Here is a 19,038-nt window from a genome sequence, read left to right as displayed (position 1 = left end):
CTTCGATCTGTTTTTTAACTGAGCACATAACGAGGTAAAATGACATACGATCGTACCAAGGCGCTCGCGTACGCCCGCAAGTATTGGACGAAGTCATGCTCTGATGGATACATCGGCGTTCGCGAAGCAACTCCTTACGTTAAGGTTCCGAACGGGACCATCTTCGTCCGCACTGACACTAACGAAACAGCGCGCCGACCAGATGGGATGGAGATCGACAATGTCGATGATTGCGCCCACTTTCTCTCATGCTGCCTTGGACATGAGGCAAACGAGGCCGGCGGCGGACTGCCAATACGCCGGGATTTCCCGTCTGCGATCTATGGGGTCATCAGCGCCCGTCGATTGTTCAGCACACTGACCGAGGACGGATTGATCGAAACAATACTCGAAAAGGCAAATCACACGCAAACTGCGAACAAGCTTTCTCAACTCGCCGCCGGAGATTTGATCTTTTATTGGGATCCATCGGCGAATGCATATGGTCATTCCGCGATGTATCTCGCTGATGCAAAGAAACGAATTGCATGTCATACGCGATGCCGATGCGATCAAACCAACGAAACCGGCCAGGAATGGGATAGCGTCGCTATTACCAATGTCAGCTACACGCTAGCGCGAGTGCGTGACACGGCGCCTCTGGTTGCATAGCGTTCCGTAGACCGGCTGCCCTCGGTTCACTCGTAGCGCCCGCAGGCTCCGGAATACGATAAGCATGTGTTCAGCAGAGGGCGTGCATGATAAGGTCCACAACTACCGCGATGGCCGTTGGTCGGGTAGGACTGGCCGGCTTTCGTCGGAGATCCGGGGATAGACAATGGGACGGCTACGAATTCTCGCGCTTCTTCCAGTTGTGTATTGCTCATCAATCGTTTCGCTCCGCGCGCAGGACGAGCAATGCCGAACGAGCCCAGAACCGCAGTGCCAGTGTGCGTGCCGTGAGGTACGGTCGATCGCATCGTTCGCGCCGCGAGGGACGTGCCGGATCATCGAACCGGGCGGCGGCGCATGCCAGCTTCGCTGGTTCGATGCTGCGCGCGGCAACGACGAAAAGCTCACTGATCCGAATCGAGCCGGGGCAACGCAGCGTCAATTTCTGGATCGCGTGCGCAGCGGCAGCCTGTCGGTCAGAACAAGGGACACAGCATATCTCCGCGTCGATTTTCTTGAAGAGAAAGTGAAGAGCAGCGACATCAAATTGCCGCCTGAGCCAACGCCCTTGGAGACAGCCGCCGCCTATCTCGCCATCGATCCGAACAAGCTCGAGCCAGAACCGCTCCTCATCAGCCTTCTGATCTTGTTGGGACCAGCCGTGTCGGGCCAGGCAGGCGACGCCGTGGCAGCGGCGCTGGTGGACTACCTTGCCAACAACCCCAAGATGATTCTTGCCCGCTTTCAGGCCGAAAAACCAGAGGTCATTTCGGACAAGGCTGGTTCCTTTGAGTTCGTCGACATGAGCGCACGCGGCTGTCTCGAGTTAGTGGTCCGCGGCGAGAAACCCGTCACGTTAATGGTCAAGTCTCCCAGAGCCGTAGGACGCACCCGATGCCGCGAATAGGGTTCCTGGTCTTCATGCTTCTCCTCACCTCGATAGGCTCCGCGGCCGCGATCGGGGTCGAAACCATTCGTAAACATCCTCAAGGCGCGGATGTCGCCTTGGTCTTCGTCCATGGGCTTGGAGGCGGTCCTTGCTCGACCTTCGAAAGCAGCACCACGAATGCCGATGCTGCCGAACGATCCTTCGAATGCCCGCGCTACGAGCCTGGGAAGCGAACGGTGAACGGAAAGCCAGCACTGAGCTGGTTCACAATTTTCGAGCGGGACCACGCGGCAGCACTGCCCGGCGGCAGGACGCTCGGCGATATCGACTTGTATACGGTTAGCTATATGGATGCGGCGCCCGCAACGATTTCTGCGACCGAGATCGGTGAATCGCTCGTACGCAATCCGGAGTTCCTTCGGATTTTGGACGAATACAACAACGTCCTTTTTGTAGCCCATAGCATGGGCGGTATTGTTCTGAGACGCGCCATTGTCCGTCTCCAGTTGAATGGCGAGCAAGCTCGTCTCGACCGGATCGTGGGCCTCGGCCTTCTCGGGTCACCCTCTGAAGGTGCACCGCTCGCTGATTTCGTCAAGACGTGGGGTTGTTGGATTCCAGCCATCTTGCGCAAAGTTTGCTGGGGTGAATACGTCGCGCAATGGTATGGCGCGGGCTGGCACCAGATTACGGACCTGCAAACGCTGGAAGGACACAATCATCTCCTGGCTGGGTTGCAGACGGACTGGGGCTCGGTAATCAAGGCGCGCCAGGGAAAACCCTTTGTCGTATCGTGCGCGTACGAAACGGTCGCAGAGATCCCGGCACTCAAGTTGACTGTCGTCGAGCGCATATATACCCATACCGCCGGATGCTTCGAGCAGGAGCCAATCACTCAGAGCCACATGGCCTTGGCCAAACCGATCGACATTGAAGACAACCGGCATCAGTGGTTACGCCGAACAATCGTTGAGGCGCTCCAGCGTGTCGAGAACTTCAAACTGCGCAACTGGTCGCAGAACGACCCTCTCGGTGCGCTCATCGACCAGATCAATCTCGAGGCCGGACAGCCGCGTCCGTCAGGTGCCTTGGGAGAAACCGTGCGGGTGCGGCCCGAATCCGAGGCAGAAGTCAATGCGCTTCGCCTGAAACCGGACAACCGCGACTATGGCGGTCCGACGTGGGGAGCCCTTTTGAAGTCAATCGCCCGTTATAATTCCTGTTTGAAGGTGCAGTCCGACCGTCAGCGACGAGAGCACGAGGTATGGACCAAAGGCGCAATGGCGTGCCCGAACTCAATCGAAGCAAAGCGCATCTACGCTTGCGATCTACGCTTTTGTTCTTGAGAACAAGCTATCTGGCACGTGCAAGCGAAGCGCTGCAAAAGCATCCCATTCTTGGCCGCGTACGAACTAGCAGGACCCGTCTGAGCGCCGCCAGCACAGACAAACCGAATTCCTGTTTCGAGTTCAGACTTTGCGCTACACCGTGGTCCATCGGCGCGCTCTGCCTGCCCATAATTGCAACGCATGAGGCAGCCGCTCCTCCGCAAACTCCTATTCGTTCGACTTCACTCCATCGATCTCGAAATAGTGCTCGAGGTTAGAGACCAGATGTGGAACACGTTCGGCGGCCGCTGGTGGAGCACGCTGTACGCGGCAGCCTTCGAGGGTGAACGTCAGACTTTCATCCGCTTCGATTACGGCTGACAGCAACCGGCCTACGCAACTCAGATTCAATTGAGCCAGATCGATGCGCGGTGTCAATGCTTCGCCGTCTAGTGCTGAGTAAAGCCGAATCTTGCTACCGACCTGCGCAATTAGTATTCGGCTTCCAGATCGCGCCGTTAGCTCAGCAACTGTATCGCCTAGGTCTAGCTGTTGTACGCTCCACCGAAGAGGGATCGACGCATCCGGGAGCACCTGACGTTTTACAAACCAGCTCGAGATCGTCCCGGCGGCCTGATCAAACCAACTCGTCGGCGTTGGAACGTCGAGGGCGATTAGCGTGTCCGGCATCATGGAGAGGACGAACGCGCCGCCCGTGAACACCAACCTGGGCCGAGCCGCATCATTCTTGTTGGCCGAACCGCGTTCGTGAGTGAGCACGCCGTCATAGGGCGCTTCAAACGTGCGCCGACCAGTCAATTTCACCTCATCAGCTTCGAGGCGATAGGCGGACACCTCTGCGGCGCCCGGATATCCTTCCACGTCGGAGATCACCATCACCGCGTGCCGTTCGCTATCGACCGCGGCGGCAAAAACAGTTCCAGGTGGAATGTCATTGGGCGCGAGCTGCGTGCCACTCGCAAGTTCTACGATTGTAAACCCGCCTGGATTCGTCTCAGTCCTCGCGTCGCCGAGGACTGCGAGATCTCCTGCAGCGGACTTCCATATGCTGCCCCCACCTTCGGACGCAAACGGGTAGATCCCGCATCTACCGACCCGCCGCTCGTCTATCATCTCACAAATCACACGACCGTACATCCATTGTCCGACTGCGATAGCTGTCGCTAAATATTGTTTCCCTTTGCTTCCGGAGAATATCTGAGGGCATCCCATATCTTGGATGTCTGACTTAGCCTGCTCAAGCGACGTGCTGGTCCCTTTGATGAGGCTCATGGACGTCAAGTCAAGCGACGTCATGTCTTTTACTACCCGCGTATCGGTACCCAGATTGTGGTCGGGCGTGCAGGCATCTTCGGCTGCCTCATTCTCCATTGTCGGGGCTTGCACTATCTGGAACAGTTTCTGCTCGGGAACCGATCGAGGGAATTGCAGCCTGGATATTCCGAGAACCTCTAGAGTCGTTCCGCAGTCCTGGTGTAGATCATCAGAATAGGATTTCGACGTATCCTCATGTCGCGGCACCGTGCGTCTCTCGATAGCATCCTCGAACAGGTAGCTCAGTGGTGCAATTGAGATTGTCTTTTTTGCATCGTTATCTTCATCGTCGAACCATGCCAAGTTCTGGCAGTTCGAATGAAAGCGGAGATCAATATCCTCCCTTATCGCCGATGTCCGGGCTGTTCGGCGCGCAAGGTCAATACCTACGTAGTATGTCGTACTGTCGTCTCCTTCGATTTCCCTCACGGCAAATTCGATGAGAATGCGGTTCCGGTCGGCACGCAAGGGTCGCACGACAAATTCTCGGCTCGCGCGACCATCGTGGTTGATAGGAACGCGCATCAGAACCGTGGCACGCTTTAGATCAAACACGATGAACTCGATCTGACGTTGCTGCCGCTCCTGCTCAACGACCTCGACTACTTTCTCGGTGATAAGGACCGATACTCCAGCGTCGGAGTGTCGAAACTGAAAGAGCGGCGGCGGAACGTCGAGCCGCAGAACCCTATCCCCCTTGAGGTAGATTCCACCGGACCACCGGAAGATGCTTCCCGCTGGAACTGTAGCAAGAACCTCGTTCGCGGTGAGCAGGCGTTGCAAGCCGAACCTCGCGACATCGGACATTCGGGCCACGTCCCTTTCGGTAGTGAATGTCCCTGCATTGATCAGACGAGCGAGGGACGCCACGGCATCCGACACGAGCCGGTCGCTACCCACTTGTCCGGCGGCGGCCTGATATTGGCGCCGTCCCTCTTCAAGCGCCGTCTCACGTCGCGGTTGAACGTATCCGAAGAAAACTAAAATGGCGATCAGTCCAAAATACAGTCCACCCTTCAATGGATCCGCAATCCGCATGAATGCATGTAAAACGCCTTGCAGAGTCCCGCCTAGCGATAGCGCGCCGGCCGGCTTCGGAGCTTGAGCAAGAGCGGCGATGGGTACCCACCATTCGCGCATAAACGAATCCGGATCGTTCCCGACAGGGCGGAAGTAATGGCTGTGACCGCCTGCGAAGTACCTGTTGACAATGAAGTCGTCGGTGAATCCGTAGAAGCCGACCCGTCCGGCCATACCAGTTAACAGTACCAGCATTTGGCTCAGCACTAGAATTCCGTCGTTCGTTCCGCAATCATTGACCACCAACTTCAACTTTCCAGTCGCACGCAAGCGACGCCAGTTGAAATTGGATCGAAGGACGCTTCCGGAAAGGATCAGTGCTGGGATGACAGGTAATTCGTCAGGCTTGATGCCGCGGAGGGCGTGAGCCACAAGGTGCGTTCCGAAAGAGTGACAAACTATCGTGATCGGACTTCCTGGATTTTCCCGGATAATCTCACGAAGCCGGTTGCGGAAAGATCGGACAGCCAGCCAGCGAAAAATCGGAATCAGGAAGGCGATAACGCTAAAGTAGCCGTAACGGTACGATTTGACGTCGATGTTCGGATTTGCGTCCTGAACGAGGCTCTTAAGCCGCTCTTGCCATTCCCCAAACGTTCGAATCCCATGGACCGTTATGAGAATTGTTCGGCTCGCGGACATGTTCGCTCGCTAGAAAAATTCAGCCATTATGGCAGCATCTACCGTCACTACGGCGAACCAGGCGACGAAGTTTGTGTCAGAGGCTCTAGCAGTCATTTGCTGCAATGCTAGGAAAGTAGCATCGTAATACAATGCTAGTAGAAGTGGAAGAGCGGATCGCTCGAAAATCCGTGAAAGAATCTGATCTGAGGTATCAAATGACCTCGGAAGCCAACTTGCGGCTTCTCTATCAGATATGCCGGACTGAAAGTCCGGACAGGCTAGACTGGGGGCGAACCAAGTTGCAATGGCAATGCGTCTCGTCGGCACTACCATTGCGGGCATCTGGCACCCACACGACCCAAGGCGGGTAAAATTGACGCGAAGTGCATGCAGCGAGGCTTCAAGAAAGAGACCTCGACCGGCCCCCCCTTGCTCGACTCGCCCTCTGAAGTAGATGATGTCGTAATTTGCTCCGCTGCCCTGAATATTTCTCGTACGATCGACATCGGATCCTTCTGTTAGATCGGTCAGACCTGTGTCGTCGTCTCCGGTCAGATCAGCCTCAACGGTCTTCAGAAGCTTCGCCCGCCGTCACGACGTCACTCACATTTTTAACTGCTGATGATGCTTCGCTTTTTCAGATGTCCCGGTCCAATCCAGCATGGGCCAGGCTCACACCCCGACATGCAGTGTTCCGAACGATCGGGGCTAGCCAAGTTCGATCCCGATTCACTAACCGCACCAGTTTCGCACCAGAAACGACCTCAACAAAACGCAACGAACGCGATCAAACTCAAACGAAAAAGCAGCAAAATCAACGAAGCCGATCGATATCCTGCCGCATCCTGCCGCTCATAACGGTCTGGTTGCAGGTTCGAGTCCTGCCGGGCCCACCAGTATTTTCAAGGAGGGCTTGGCCCGCCCGTTCGCGCTTCGTCTTTTCGTCAACCAACGAAACAACCAATCCTACGTTCTTGCTCGGTGCCGAATGCGTTCCGATAGCGTTCGCTGCGGTACGCAGGGCGGGCCGGGTGGTGATGACCATAGGTTTCGCGAAGCGTCATTTCGCTCATACCCAAGAAGCCCGCGGCTTCCCACATCGGTGCCGCTCGCTGCATCAGCCAAGTTGCGGCGGTATAGCCGGTAGGTGAGACGTGGACAGTCCGACCGCGGGCGAATTGGCTAGGGGTGGGCCTCAAGCAGTTCTTTGCGGCCGATCTGAGCGCCGTCGATCCCGGCATGGCTGACGCTGATTGGTGAGGTTATGCGCTTTTGAGATGGCTCGGGTACTACGACGGCGGATGCGGCCCGCAAGATCGTCGGGCATGCCAGCAAGGAAAAACCTGCCAGCAGGTGTCTACGGGTCAGCATGCGCAGGTGTCTTGCTGAGATTAGCTAGTTTCTGCGCGAGCAGGATGCTTTGGCGCTGCAGGGCCTCCTCGATCACGTCAAGCTTCGCGCGCATCAGGCGCAGCGCAGTGGCCGATGCCGGCCGGTGCGCCACATCGAGTAGCATCAGCCGAGTGGACATCGCCTGATATTGCGCGGCGAAGTCGGTCACCTCGGAGCGGTAGGTTCGCAAAGCGTTCGTCAGCGCAACGATCGCTTGATCGGTCGATTTCTGCTCATGTTTGATGGCCCCCTAAATCACGGTCGGTGGATGCCTGCTCATGTTTGACGGCCTCTAGATCACGGCCGGTAGATGCTTGCTGATGTTTGATGACCTCTAAAGCGCGGCCGATCGAAGCCTGCTGAAGTTTCATGGCCGTGAGTTCGTCACGCGCCTTGTTCTGTAGACCACGCCGGCGGCCGCCAGGATGGCCAGTGCGGCAAGCAGCCATCGACGAGTGGGGTGGGTCATTCTGGGGTGCGGCGTTCAGAACTACTGACGGCTCGGGACAATCCTATAGCCGACACAATCGCCGCGAGTAAGCCCCGCAGGGGTCTCCCGCCGGCGCAGACAGATCTCCCGACTTTCCGGTCCCGATTTTTTAGCGACCTAGAATCGCCGCGCAATGATTTCACGCATTTCCCACATAACGTGAAGGAAAACTTCATGAAACGCATCATATGCGCGTTTTTTGCCGCGCTGATGCTCCTTGTCGCCGATTTGGCACATGCCGCAGCAAGTATCCGGGCGGCATTCCAATTATGGTTGATGATACTGATCCCGGTAGATGGCAGTCGCGATGATAATCAGCGCAGGAGGGCCTTCGTGCGCTGTCTTTCTGCGCCGCTTCTTCCGCGTTAAACGGGACCGTCATCTTTCTTGGATATTCGCGCTGGCCAATCTCGTGCAGCTCGCGGCCAACAGCCCAACTAAAGAGATTTGCACATGAGATTTCACGGCGCTCATAGGTCTCCTGGCGTCTACCACGCTTGCCGTTGCATTTTTGTGGACTTCGCGGTGACAACATGCAGACGCGCTTCGTCATATTCGATCGTGGCTGTATGCACCTCCGAGGCGATAGGCTAACCGATTGATTTCTGAGGTATGTGATAATCACACGATCGAGGCCGATTACGGGATCGATCATTCGCAGCGTTGTTTGGCAAGCGGGTTGGGACACTTGATGCGAACGATTCTTATAGCTCTAAGTATTTGGTTGTTGATCAACGTCCTCTTTGTACTAGTCATGATTCCTCCGCGCAAACCGCGGAAATCTAGCCGTCAGAACGGCACCGCCGGTAGGCTTTCACCCGCATTAATTAAGGAGAACGCCGAACCATCAAGCGAAGAGGATGATAGCTCTTCTCTTCGCCACGTTGTCATCGCGATCGGGCTGGGCGTCTTCTTTTCGCTGACGCCGCCTTTGCTTCAGGCTTACGATGCTATCAACGAGTTCGTTAACCGTCGCCGATCAAGACGAAACGCTTCGGCGACCCATCACAGCCTTGATCAGCACGCTGACGAAGTCTCCGATGTTGAGACCGGCCAGGACAAGAACCGTCGGTAGCCACCATTCGGGATGAATGTTCAATCCCATTAAGTCGTAGTCGGTCAGTGTTTCGCCGCCCGTGTCGCATTGGTGCTTTCCGGCGAATTGATCCACTTTTAGCAGTGGGCTCGGCGCGCGGCCGCCAGGAACCATGTCGGGGTAACGGTGCCGGGGGGCTCGACGGAGTCCGACTCCGCCGCGATCCAGCGCTACCTGGCGCATATGCGCCGCATTCCGTTGCCTAATGCGAGATAAGAGCAGCGAACATGACCTCAAGTTGAACCACACTACATGATCTTTAAGCGACTAATTTTGGGGCTTCAATATGAAGAGACTTCTGGGGCTTTTGCTGCTCGCCCAATCCTTCTTGCTTTCCGCCGAGGCCATGGCGCAGGGGCTTCCCGCTCCCTCATACTGGAAAAATGAACGAGGTTCGGAACTGCTTATTTGGTCCGCCAATAGCGGGACGATACAAGGGACTTTCACAAACCATGCTCAAGGGTTTGCGTGCCAGGGCATCCCGTATCCTGCAGCGGGATCCGTTAGTCCAACCGGCTTGTATTTTGTTGTTACCTTTGCCCAGTGCAATTCCTTTACCCGCTGGGTTGGAACAATTAAGGGGTCTCAGATGCCAACGTCTTGGACGCTGTTCTACGTTGATAACAAAGGCAAGCCTAGCAGGTTGAAGGGTGGGGATATATTCACGCGCGTATGGTAGTTTTCAATCTTCCTGCAAACGCAGCGACCTAAGATTTGAAGATCGCTCTCGCGACGTCTGCACTCCGAAGCGGCGTGTGACGCTGAGCCCGGCGCGCGCGGGCCCAGCGTCGCGCCGACGCGGCGGATTTCGGCCTATTCTCCGCCCTCGTAGAAGAGCTCGAGCGGCAGGTTGACCAGCACCGATCCAGTCCCGAGCAGTTGCATTCGGCGGTTCGGGTGGTAGACACTTCGCTAATACTTCGGTTCGAAGCGCGCTACTCTGCGCGTCATCCCTGAGCTCTAGGTTCATTCTCGAGGAGATCCTCAGCACGTGCCTTGGCGTCGTTTTCTCGGGATTATTTTATGTCACCTATTCAAGCGATTAAAGACTGGTACGTGTCCCTGGACAACGAACTTCAATCAGACATCGCGTACATGTTCGTATCTCTGACTCTCGGTGATCGCCAGCTTGCTCCCGCTGCCGCTGTCCGAAGACTGTTGCAATGGTTTGACGTGCGTAGTGAAGGCACGGAACACGAGGATGCTCTAGCAGCCGTTACGTTTCGGGCCTCATTCGAATACATCTTTGCTGAGCGCTTCACGGGCGCCGGGTGGATCTTTCCGGAGCAAACTTTCAAGGACGTGATCCGCGAGGCTGCTGAAGGTAAAGAGGCAAGCAAGATTGCAACGAGCGCATTCCGGTTACTGCGGAGCCTTCCGGACCGGAGAACGAAATGGAAAGAGGCAGGTGAGAACTGGAATGCCCTAGTCAACTCGACAATCAACGATGATGCGTTGAGGCAGTGGACACAAGATCAGTTCCTGGCGAGCGACTACGGGCCGGCGCAAGACTGAAAAAGCTCCTCACCTCCCGCAATCCTCGCGACGGTGCACTTGCCAGGCGATTCTGGCGCCATCGATGTTAGAACCTCTATCCTCAAACTTGCTTTGTTTGAGTAGGAGTCAAGCGCAAATGCTGTTCGGCTCTTCGCTCCGCGCAGCAATACCGTGTTCGGCAAGTCGTCTCGATATGAACTGGAGAGGTGAAGCCTATGCGACGTTGTTACCCCATCAGCTCTTTTGCTGGAATCGCGGACTGAGACGAGGCATAGGCGCCTGAAATGAGCTTGTAACAACAACATGCCCTTTTCTCGAGGCACTTGGGTTCATCAATCTCCAAGACACCGCGCATCTTGCGGATCAGCCCTCGTTCTTCGAATCGGCTTAGAGTCTGCGTTACCCCAGCGCGACGAAGTCCCAAGACAGACGAAAGGTAGTCATGGGTAACTGGCAGCACACAAACGTCAGCAGCATCACTCGCCAAACAAAGCCAGCTCGCGAGCCTCTGTTCACGATCGTGCCGAACCCCGCACAATCCTGTCTGAACGCACTGAAATGTCAGCGCTTGAACGTACTCAAAGAGATGCTCTCGGATCTCAGGACGCTCTTCTACTAGCCGGCGCAATTCCTCAACACGGATCCTGTGCGCGCTTCCGGGAAAGAGCACCACAGATTGATGCGTCGAAAGATGTCCTCCGCACAAGAACGAAGCACCGACAACACCCCGAGATCCTATGACGGCCGTTTCAAGCACGCTCCCCGCCGCGACAACCCTTAGCGAGACGAGGCCCGACTCCACGAAGTAGACGTGCTTTGCATGCCTTTTCGGCTCTTGCAGAACCATACGCTCTTTCAGGACGATCGGCTCAAGGCACTCCCCCAATGCCGCGAGGCCGTCCGGAGAAATTCTGGACAGGATAGCATTTCTGACAGGGGGCCGCGTATTAGGACGCAGGCTATCGAGCCGACGAAGCGTCGGCTGTGTGCCGGTAACTCCTGCGAGAGCGGGGTCACCCGAGCTGTCCCGCGGTTCAAGGACGGCTGGCACCCGATTGGTCATAGTGCAGTCCGTCTCACAGCGTGGATATCTGCTGGAAACGTAGCCAAATACCCATACGGATTCCTGCAATGTGCAGCGCGTTGAGCACAAATCCGGCCTTAAGACGGCGTCTTTGACGAATTTCAACGCCTGACGGGGACCGACCGGGGTGTGGAGCAACTCGCCTTGGACTCGTCGGCGCCGGAACGCCGTCAGACCAGCGCGCCACGCTGTTACCGCCTGGCCGGGGATTGCGAAGTCCGTTGCGTGAGACGAACACAGCACCACTAAGGCAACCGCGCCTCGCCAGAGAACATTTCAGATGTCAGGCGAGAGTTTAGTCATGCTCCCTCTATGCCGAAATTCATTGTGACCCACACGAGTTTTGCACTGATGATCTCAAGACAATTAATCAACCTTTTCAACCGCTGATGCCATGAGGGAGCACCGTTTGTCTCGCCGCAGGGACACCTGGCGACGACTGGCAGTCCCCTCGCACCGCCAAAGCGCAAACATGCTGCGTGGACACAGCCGGCCGCCTGCCTCGCGTCAGTTTTCCTCTAATAATGATTGGAACCGAGGCGCAAAATAAAGATCAATCTGTCATAAGTGTCGCTAGTCCCGGGCTCCGGCGGTCCGCGGTAAGGTCGCATTTTTATAGAATTTAGCTTCAGTGAGGTCGGAATGAGAGAAAGGCTAATACCTTCACGCACAGGCAAGTTCGGTTTTCAGATGATAGCCGCAATAGTGGGAGGGCTCCTCGCTGGAGCCGCTCTAGGCGCCTCCCCCTATGTAATTTCGCAAAAGGACCGAGAATTCAGACCCCAAGAAATCGTAATAAAGCGCGGCGAGACCCTACGGTTTATCAACGATGACGGTGAGCTCATGCACCACACCTATTTGAGCTCAGACACCTTCGAGTTCGATTCTGGCGATCAACAGCCAGGCAGCCAATTCGACGTCGTCTTTTCTGTGGCTGGTGATTACACTGTGTTGTGCGGCATTCATCCCAAGATGAAGCTTGGCGTGCACGTCAAAAAGTAGGGCCCTACAGAATTGAGGTGTTGAAGATCGCTGCATGACCGACATAGTAGGCGAACAGCGTAACCGTCAACGCCGCACATAGTCCGGCCGGAGCGAGCCAGGGAGCGCGATAGTCGGCTTCCCTCGGCTGATTATCGGAAAGTATCGCGACCAGTACGACGATGATCACCGAGTGCCCGATCACATCAAGCTTGCCAAATTCGAAGCACGCGCTGATGAACATTCCAAGCAGTATGGCAGCCGCAACGCGCCGGACCAAGGGCGTCCAAGCTAGGGCAAACGCGAGCGTGAATTCGATCATGCCAGCGGCGCGCATATAGAACTCACTATCGAGCCCGAGCGTCATGCCGGGGTGCTCGATCAGAAGTGGGAAGCTCCATTCCGGGTAGGCCCACTTTTCCACCGAAGCCCACATCAACGTGACGGCGGTTGCGTAGCGCACGACATCGAGTGGCGGAACGCCGAACAGATCTTTTTGCAAGCCAGCGAGGGCGAGGTAGGCCGCAAGGCCCAAAAAGATCGGATAATCGGCCAGATGAAACGTGCCGTAATCTCGAACGGCGAGCCCGAACAGAACGACAATTCCCGCCGCGGAGAAGGGCATCGTGCGGCGCGACAGCAGGCCTGCTGCGATGGCGAGTTGCAAAGGCCCAACCATTGACGAAGTCGTTTTCAATTCCGGGGTCAGCAAGATACCGCCCACCGCCCAAAGCGAGATGAAGAAAAATCCGCAGACAGCCCGGACGATTTCCTCAGTGTGTAGTCGCAATCCGTCCGTGAAGCGGTTGAGGGAGCGGGCCGCCAGCTCAGCCAAAGACGTCCGTTCAACCATGCAGCCGGAAAAAAACCAGAGCAGGGCAAGAGCCAACAGCAGTTCAAAATCCTGGCACAGTACGTTTTCGAGGCATCGGGGCTGGCCGGCAGCGTCATAGGCACAGAACCATTTGACATGGGCACTGGCACCTTGTGTTCCCAAGAACCAGAAAGAAAGTGCCACGATGGACCTTGCAAAAAGGGAGCTTCTCCGGAATGCCGCAAAGGCATCCCGCGTCGGAGACCTGAACATAAAAAACCACCCCTTTTGGAAAAGCGCCCGCCTCTGACGATTTGTTCAACTTAGCACAAATCTTAAGGATGTGACGGCGCTCGCATCCGAAGGTTGTTTGCTGGGTTAATGGGGACACGCCGGCAAGGATTTGTGCGGCGAGACTATCGCGCACGTCCCTTCAATTTTACAGATTTTGACGACGGGCCTTCAATGCAAGTGTCGTACTGAATGTCAGACAAAAAACGGATGTCCGGAGTAGTCCATGTTTGGTGCGTTTCGTACGAAGAGGGTGCCAGTCGGCTCTGCGCTGGCCCGCACCGCGATGCGGCTCACAGCATGCAGTGAAACCCTGGAGACGTGGGCGGGCGGTTTCCTCATCCTCGTGTTGGGCTTGCTGGGAGCGGCATTGCCGCACTTCCCCTGAGAGCCTCCCCGACCGCGCGATCGGGGTACCGGTCATCGCGCCAACCTGGGAAAAGTCGTATCCGTCGAGGATGCGGTGAGCGTCTGAAGAAAAGCGATCAGATCCGCCTTTTCGCTTTCCGTCAGAGATAGAGGCTTTATTGAAGGCGAGCGGCTCGGACGGTCAATCCCACCCTTGTCATAGAGTTCGATGACCTCTTCGAGGGTTGCGACCGATCCATCATGCATGTAGGGAGCACGCCGCGCGACATCGCGCAGTGTCGGCGTTTTGAATGCGTACCGCAGCTTTTGCGACGTCGGAAAAAGCCGACCGCGTCCAACGTCGTCGTTCCTTGCGACGCCAATATCGTGAAACGATCCGTCAGTGAACGATGGTCCACTGTGGCAGTTTGAGCAATGGGCTTTGCCGTTGAAAATCTCAAAGCCGCGTTTTGCCGCGGCGCTGACGGATGTCACGTCTCCCATGATCCACCGGTCGAATGGCGCTTCGCCAGCCACGATGGTTCGTTCAAAAGTCGCCAACGCGGCTTCGATCCTGGGTCGCGTGATCGCACCGTCCCCGAATGCGGCTGCGAATGCATCAGCATAGGCCGGGATAGCGGAGAGACGCGCGATCAATTCTGATTCCGTCAAATTCATGTTGGGCCGGCCTGTGATCGGCCCGAACGTGACGGCTTCGAGAGTCTTGAATTTGCCGTCCCACCCCAACGGTTCGGTGAACGCCACGTCGATCAGGGTCGGCGCACGCAATGGCAGGCCGCTGGGATCCTCGCCGACCGCACGCGCGAGGCCATCACCCCAGGAAAGCGACGGATTGTGGCACGTTGCGCAGGAACGGGTGCGGGACTTCGAGAGCAGCGCATCGAAGAAGAGTCTTTCCCCGAGAGCAGCTTTCGGCACCGTGTAGGGATTACGATCGGGAAAAGGGATCGCCGCCGGCCGACGATAGCTGGCGCGCGCCGTGGCATCCGCTGATGTCTCCGCCGCTGCCGAGGCAAAAGGTTGGCCCAGCGGAAAAAGGGCCGCGAGCAAAGCTAAGCTGACCCAGATCCTCATCGGCTCCTCGACGATATAGTGCTCCTATATGGCAACCCCGGAAAAAAAGCCTTAATAGCAAGTATCGGATGCTGGCGATTAATCGAAATCTCCTTCAGAGAACCCTTGCGCCTCCATGACTGGGGCGCGCCAACAATTGATGAAGTGGGCCCGTGTGACATTATAATGGAAGCCCTCGATGAGTTTCATTTCAGAGCGCTCAACAAAACCGTAGGCAGGAGCTGCGGCGCGCTGATAGCGCCGTTGATTATGATCGCGCCCGACGATCGGAACCTTTGTGGCTCGGTTGCTAACATGTCGACGCACCATGTGGATCCTGAACGCATTGAAACCCAACGGCGAGAGCGAACTCAGGACCGAACAACACTCAGGAAAGTCCTGGTTCGTCTTAGCCGGTCATCGCACCGCTTAAATGACGTCTCGCGAGGCCGCCTCTCAGATTCAGGATCGTTGATGCGATCTCGGTAGCAGGGACCGGGCGGCTGAATAGGAATCCCTGCGCCTCGTTGCACCCTTCCGCCCTTATTTGATCCAACTGTTCAATCGTCTCGACCCCCTCCGCCGTTATTGTTATGCCAAGGCTTCTTCCAAGGCTGGTAATGGCTCTTACGATTAATTTAGATCCATTTGTCGCTGTTGCATCACGGACGAATGACTGATCGATCTTGAGCTTGTCAAAGGGGAAGCTGCGCAGATAGCTCAGCGAGGAGTATCCAGTACCAAAATCATCTAAGGCGATGCTCAGCCCCTGCGCCTTCAGCTTGTGCAGTGTTGCAACCGTCTCGGCGCTGTTTCCAAGGAGAACAGACTCCGTGATTTCCAATTCGAGCCGGTGCGGGGCCAGCGTTGAAGCATCAAGCGCGTTGGCGATAACCTCTGCAAATCTTGGATCCCGAATCTGAGTCGCCGAGACATTGACGGCAATCTTGAGCTCGCTCGGCCAACCGGCCGCCTGCTCGCAGGCGCGGTTGAGAACCCACTCACCCAGTGGAGTGATGAGACCGATGTCTTCTGCAATGGGAATGAATTGGTCGGGTGGCACCAGGCCACGCTTCGGATGAGGCCAGCGCAATAATGCTTCGAAGCCGCTGATCCGGTCCATCCGCAGGTCATAAATGGGTTGATAGAACAGAGTGAACTCGTCCTTGTCCATGGCCTCGCGAAGATCGAGTTCGAGCGCGCGGCGGCTCTGCAAACTTGCCGCTTTCGACGCAATGGCGACAGGCCCGATAATCCGCCGTGCCAGCAACCACGAAAAAAGCCCGGACAGAAGGAGCGCAACGGTCAGCGCCACCACATTCAGTTGCAGATCCCGTTTGATCGCGGCAAGGGCTCGCTGACGGAATAGAAAACCATCCCCGGCCGTATAGTTCACCAGCAATTCAATCTGCTGATTTACGACGTTTGAGAGCTGGTCAACGTCATCGATTTCCCGAGCGCTCGCTTCATTATTCCCGGTGCCATCAGCTTGAAAGCGACGGCGATGAATCGCGACCCAGGCGTTTGCAGCTTCTTTAACTTTTGCGGCTGCCTTCGCAGCTCGCGCTGATTGCGACCTTTCAGCCGCAATAGTGACATCTTCCGAAAGCGTCTTCGCCAGCTTGTCGATTTCATCATCTAGTCGAGGACGGGCCGACGGCTGCCTTGTGACGTGTGAAGATGCCACGCGCATCGCGGCAAAATCGGCACCAGCCGCACGTGCGTAGTTGATCGACATCAAGGACTCATCGAAAGTCCGCGCAACCAGGTCGCCTGCGTGCCGGATACCAAGGACGGAATACCCTCCGAGGCTCACTGCGATCGCGCTCATCGCAAGACAAAAGCACAAGATCGCAATTCGGATCGACCCTCGAGCCGAGACAAAGCGGGAGAAACAGGCCGTCACGGACTGAAATGCCTCAAGGACCACTTTCGATTGATTGGCAAATCTGCCGACGACCAAAAGACTCATCCAGGTGTCTTTCGCTAAAACAAGAATTTCCGAGCAGCAGCATCGAGACGATCCGTTCACCCCCTCGCCGCACCAATTCTCAAGTTCCGCCGAATTCAGAGAACTAGCTCGCCTCTGACTAGAGCTGTTCTTGCACATGCGGTGGAGAAAAGAGGTCGCCAAGGGAGGCGGCTTTTGATTATTTCAGAGAGCTGCTGATCGAAGCGAATTTCGTATTGAGTTTAGTGCCTAGCCCATTCACGACCGCGATGATTGCAAGCGAAATACCCGCCGCTATCAGCCCATATTCTATGGCAGTAGCCCCGGACTCATCGCGTAAAAAGTGTACTAGCGTTTTCACGGTGCGTGCCCTTCTAAGATCTAACGCTCGGGATTTACCGGCAATTTGTTAAAGCCGGCAGAATCTCATTCGAGAATCCGTTTGGTGTGGCGCCAAAACTTTGTACGGAACGTACAAATACGCGCACACTTTGCAAAGTCGCGGTGAACCTCTCGTCGTCCAGTTACTAGTCTCAGGCGGGTGCAGGTGGCGATCTCGGCGTTGGCGATCGACATCTCGCCCGAGGAGTATCGCGCCGAACACGGCCGCGCGGTCGGATGCCCGGTCGAGGATAGGCCCCCTGCTGGCCTTCTAAGGATTTCCCGCAGAGTATCGGGATCATCGTGTGCTCTCACAATATCTCCTGGAGAACGGTTCGGGATAGTTCGGCAGTGGCCATAAACCTGCACGCTAGGGAGTTTGGGCTCCGCCTACCTGCATGACCCGTCACCCCCGCATGGTTGACGGAACACTCGATCAACCGTCCTCGTTGAACTGCTGCCGTGGAAGCTGGGGAAATCTTGTCAGAGCTGCGCGACGTGCAGGGACCGGACGCTTCCTCGCCGGCGAGTAGCACTCGGGCGAGAAACAGCGTCCCGGCGGTTCGTCTTCACCAGATCGCTAGGCTTCCTTAGGATCAGAGACGCCGCCACCGTGCATTCATGGCCGGACGACCGGATCAGGCGATAATTGCAATAGGCAGCCGAACAGGCCCGTAGCAGATTGCAGGTGGTCAAACCGGCCGGCGATCCGCTTTATGATGGCACATGTTGGTCGCCGAAGCGTCGACTTCATCGAGGAAGTGAACTTCTCTTATCGCCAGCTTCCGCAATCGCGACAACGTTTCTCAGCTTGGCTACATCGATCCGACAAGTGCTTCCCCAATCTGCCACTCCGTCTTTACAGATCGAGACCAGCTTTGATGGAGTGATCAGTACCGTCGCGAGAAGGGCTAAGCGATCGACCATTTTTGTGGTTTCGGCCTGCTGCGCAGTTGCGTCTCTGTTATCGGCAGGAAGGCGCCCGTCTGAACGGTTGCCGATGTTGCCTGACAGTCGACCGTTTGCCCCGCTGCCACTCGCGCCAACTGCCGAATGTCAAACAAGCCTCCAGATCAGCAAACTATGCCGACCCACTGATCAAGCTAGCTGCAAGCGCAAGAATCCGAGGCCAATGTAATGAATACTTAAGCGCTGGGCTGGGTTGAATGGCGCCTCCGGGTTTCAATCGAGCGCAGCTCGGCGAGCGCGCTCACAGTGTTAGAATAATTAGGTACTGCTCGCTCGAAAGCTCGAGAATAATCGTCAAGCGGAGCTTCGCCACTATTCAGGAACAAACAATCTCGATGCACACCCCACACACCTCTCGTTAATGACGGTCGCGTTTGCGATCGCAACTGACGCCCAATAAGTTTCTAGATTTGATCAATACGTTTTCAAGGTTCTGCTGCGCCGGGCTTGGAAGTGCCCGCCCCCTCCGAGATGGAAGCACCAAAGCGATAGAGGCCTTGATAGCATCCCGCATGCGAATTCGGCGCAGTACAGCGTTAAAGTAGAGTTCCGGTGTCGAGGCATTTTGCAATAGGTCTCATTCAATATCCGGAAAAGGGGCATGGGCGCGATTCCGAGCTTCTAATGGGGGAGAATGCGATGCGACCGCTGCGTAAAGCACGAGAGTCATAGCCGAGCGGACGATATTTTGTACATAACGTTCAAATCTGTGGCCGAAGCAACACGCTCGGGCGAGTAACGGGATCGTTCGTACGTCCCGTGC

The 19,038-nt window shown here is 56.3% G+C and carries 15 protein-coding genes and 1 pseudogene; 8 read left to right on the top strand and 8 right to left on the bottom strand.

Annotated features, from left to right (window positions below; all coding sequences use genetic code 11):
• Nucleotides 1–39 precede the first annotated feature (39 nt).
• The 3 genes from BJA_RS07995 (at nt 40) to BJA_RS07985 (ending at nt 2,886) form a co-directional block, all read left to right on the top strand.
• The gene (locus tag BJA_RS07995) at nt 40–651 is read left to right on the top strand and encodes an amidase domain-containing protein (protein WP_011084384.1); all 612 of its coding nucleotides are present in this window, start codon (nt 40–42) and stop codon (nt 649–651) included.
• Nucleotides 652–817: 166 nt separating this feature from the next.
• Entirely contained in the window at nt 818–1,558 is a 741-nt protein-coding gene (locus tag BJA_RS42800; RefSeq protein WP_225895087.1) for a hypothetical protein, read from the top strand.
• A gap of 14 nt (nt 1,559–1,572) precedes the next feature.
• Nucleotides 1,573–2,886 (top strand): hypothetical protein, encoded by a 1,314-nt coding sequence (locus BJA_RS07985; RefSeq protein WP_161170733.1) that lies wholly within the window; start codon nt 1,573–1,575, stop codon nt 2,884–2,886.
• A 210-nt stretch (nt 2,887–3,096) separates the two neighbouring features.
• Here the strand turns inward: BJA_RS07985 and BJA_RS07980 are convergent, their stop codons facing one another.
• The 3 genes from BJA_RS07980 to BJA_RS07970 form a co-directional block, all read right to left on the bottom strand.
• Entirely contained in the window at nt 3,097–5,925 is a 2,829-nt protein-coding gene (locus BJA_RS07980) for a hypothetical protein (RefSeq protein ID WP_011084380.1), read from the bottom strand.
• A gap of 1,339 nt (nt 5,926–7,264) precedes the next feature.
• On the bottom strand, nt 7,265–7,489 hold the full coding sequence (locus BJA_RS07975) for a hypothetical protein (protein ID WP_014498116.1): 225 nt from the start codon (nt 7,487–7,489) through the stop codon (nt 7,265–7,267).
• A gap of 43 nt (nt 7,490–7,532) precedes the next feature.
• A complete protein-coding gene (locus BJA_RS07970) occupies nt 7,533–7,670 on the bottom strand; it encodes a hypothetical protein (protein WP_155256745.1) in 138 nt (45 codons plus the stop codon).
• A gap of 293 nt (nt 7,671–7,963) precedes the next feature.
• Between BJA_RS07970 and BJA_RS07965 the strand changes: the two genes are divergently transcribed.
• The 4 genes from BJA_RS07965 (at nt 7,964) to BJA_RS07950 (ending at nt 10,400) form a co-directional block, all read left to right on the top strand.
• Nucleotides 7,964–8,158, top strand: a complete 195-nt coding sequence (locus BJA_RS07965) for a hypothetical protein (protein WP_014498117.1) — start codon at nt 7,964–7,966, stop codon at nt 8,156–8,158.
• A gap of 229 nt (nt 8,159–8,387) precedes the next feature.
• Nucleotides 8,388–8,864, top strand: a complete 477-nt coding sequence (locus tag BJA_RS07960) for a hypothetical protein (RefSeq protein WP_225895088.1) — start codon at nt 8,388–8,390, stop codon at nt 8,862–8,864.
• A 307-nt stretch (nt 8,865–9,171) separates the two neighbouring features.
• Entirely contained in the window at nt 9,172–9,564 is a 393-nt protein-coding gene (locus BJA_RS07955) for an avidin/streptavidin family protein (protein ID WP_011084374.1), read from the top strand.
• Between the two features lie 344 nt (nt 9,565–9,908).
• Complete coding sequence (locus BJA_RS07950) at nt 9,909–10,400, top strand: hypothetical protein (RefSeq protein ID WP_011084373.1); 492 nt, start codon at nt 9,909–9,911, stop codon at nt 10,398–10,400.
• Nucleotides 10,401–10,608: 208 nt separating this feature from the next.
• Here BJA_RS07950 and BJA_RS07945 read toward each other — a convergent pair whose 3' ends face one another.
• Nucleotides 10,609–11,229 (bottom strand): Crp/Fnr family transcriptional regulator, encoded by a 621-nt coding sequence (locus BJA_RS07945; RefSeq protein ID WP_236842178.1) that lies wholly within the window; start codon nt 11,227–11,229, stop codon nt 10,609–10,611.
• A gap of 879 nt (nt 11,230–12,108) precedes the next feature.
• Here BJA_RS07945 and BJA_RS07940 point away from each other — a divergent pair.
• Nucleotides 12,109–12,468 carry a methylamine utilization protein gene (locus tag BJA_RS07940; RefSeq protein ID WP_011084371.1) on the top strand — a complete coding sequence of 120 codons (360 nt, stop codon included), beginning with the start codon at nt 12,109–12,111 and terminating at the stop codon, nt 12,466–12,468.
• A gap of 4 nt (nt 12,469–12,472) precedes the next feature.
• Here the strand turns inward: BJA_RS07940 and BJA_RS07935 are convergent, their stop codons facing one another.
• The 4 genes and pseudogenes from BJA_RS07935 to BJA_RS07920 form a co-directional block, all read right to left on the bottom strand.
• On the bottom strand, nt 12,473–13,465 hold the full coding sequence (locus tag BJA_RS07935; RefSeq protein ID WP_063921606.1) for a hypothetical protein: 993 nt from the start codon (nt 13,463–13,465) through the stop codon (nt 12,473–12,475).
• Between the two features lie 507 nt (nt 13,466–13,972).
• The gene (locus BJA_RS07930; RefSeq protein WP_011084368.1) at nt 13,973–14,995 is read right to left on the bottom strand and encodes a cytochrome-c peroxidase; all 1,023 of its coding nucleotides are present in this window, start codon (nt 14,993–14,995) and stop codon (nt 13,973–13,975) included.
• Nucleotides 14,996–15,383: 388 nt separating this feature from the next.
• Nucleotides 15,384–16,196 (bottom strand): annotated as a pseudogene (locus BJA_RS43965) (putative bifunctional diguanylate cyclase/phosphodiesterase); the annotation flags it as partial.
• A gap of 928 nt (nt 16,197–17,124) precedes the next feature.
• The gene (locus BJA_RS07920; RefSeq protein WP_011084366.1) at nt 17,125–17,286 is read right to left on the bottom strand and encodes a Flp family type IVb pilin; all 162 of its coding nucleotides are present in this window, start codon (nt 17,284–17,286) and stop codon (nt 17,125–17,127) included.
• Nucleotides 17,287–19,038: the final 1,752 nt, after the last annotated feature.

Origin of the sequence: Bradyrhizobium diazoefficiens USDA 110 (assembly GCF_000011365.1) — a bacterium.
Lineage (GTDB): Bacteria > Pseudomonadota > Alphaproteobacteria > Rhizobiales > Xanthobacteraceae > Bradyrhizobium > Bradyrhizobium diazoefficiens.
This window is presented reverse-complemented; position numbering and strand designations above follow the sequence as displayed.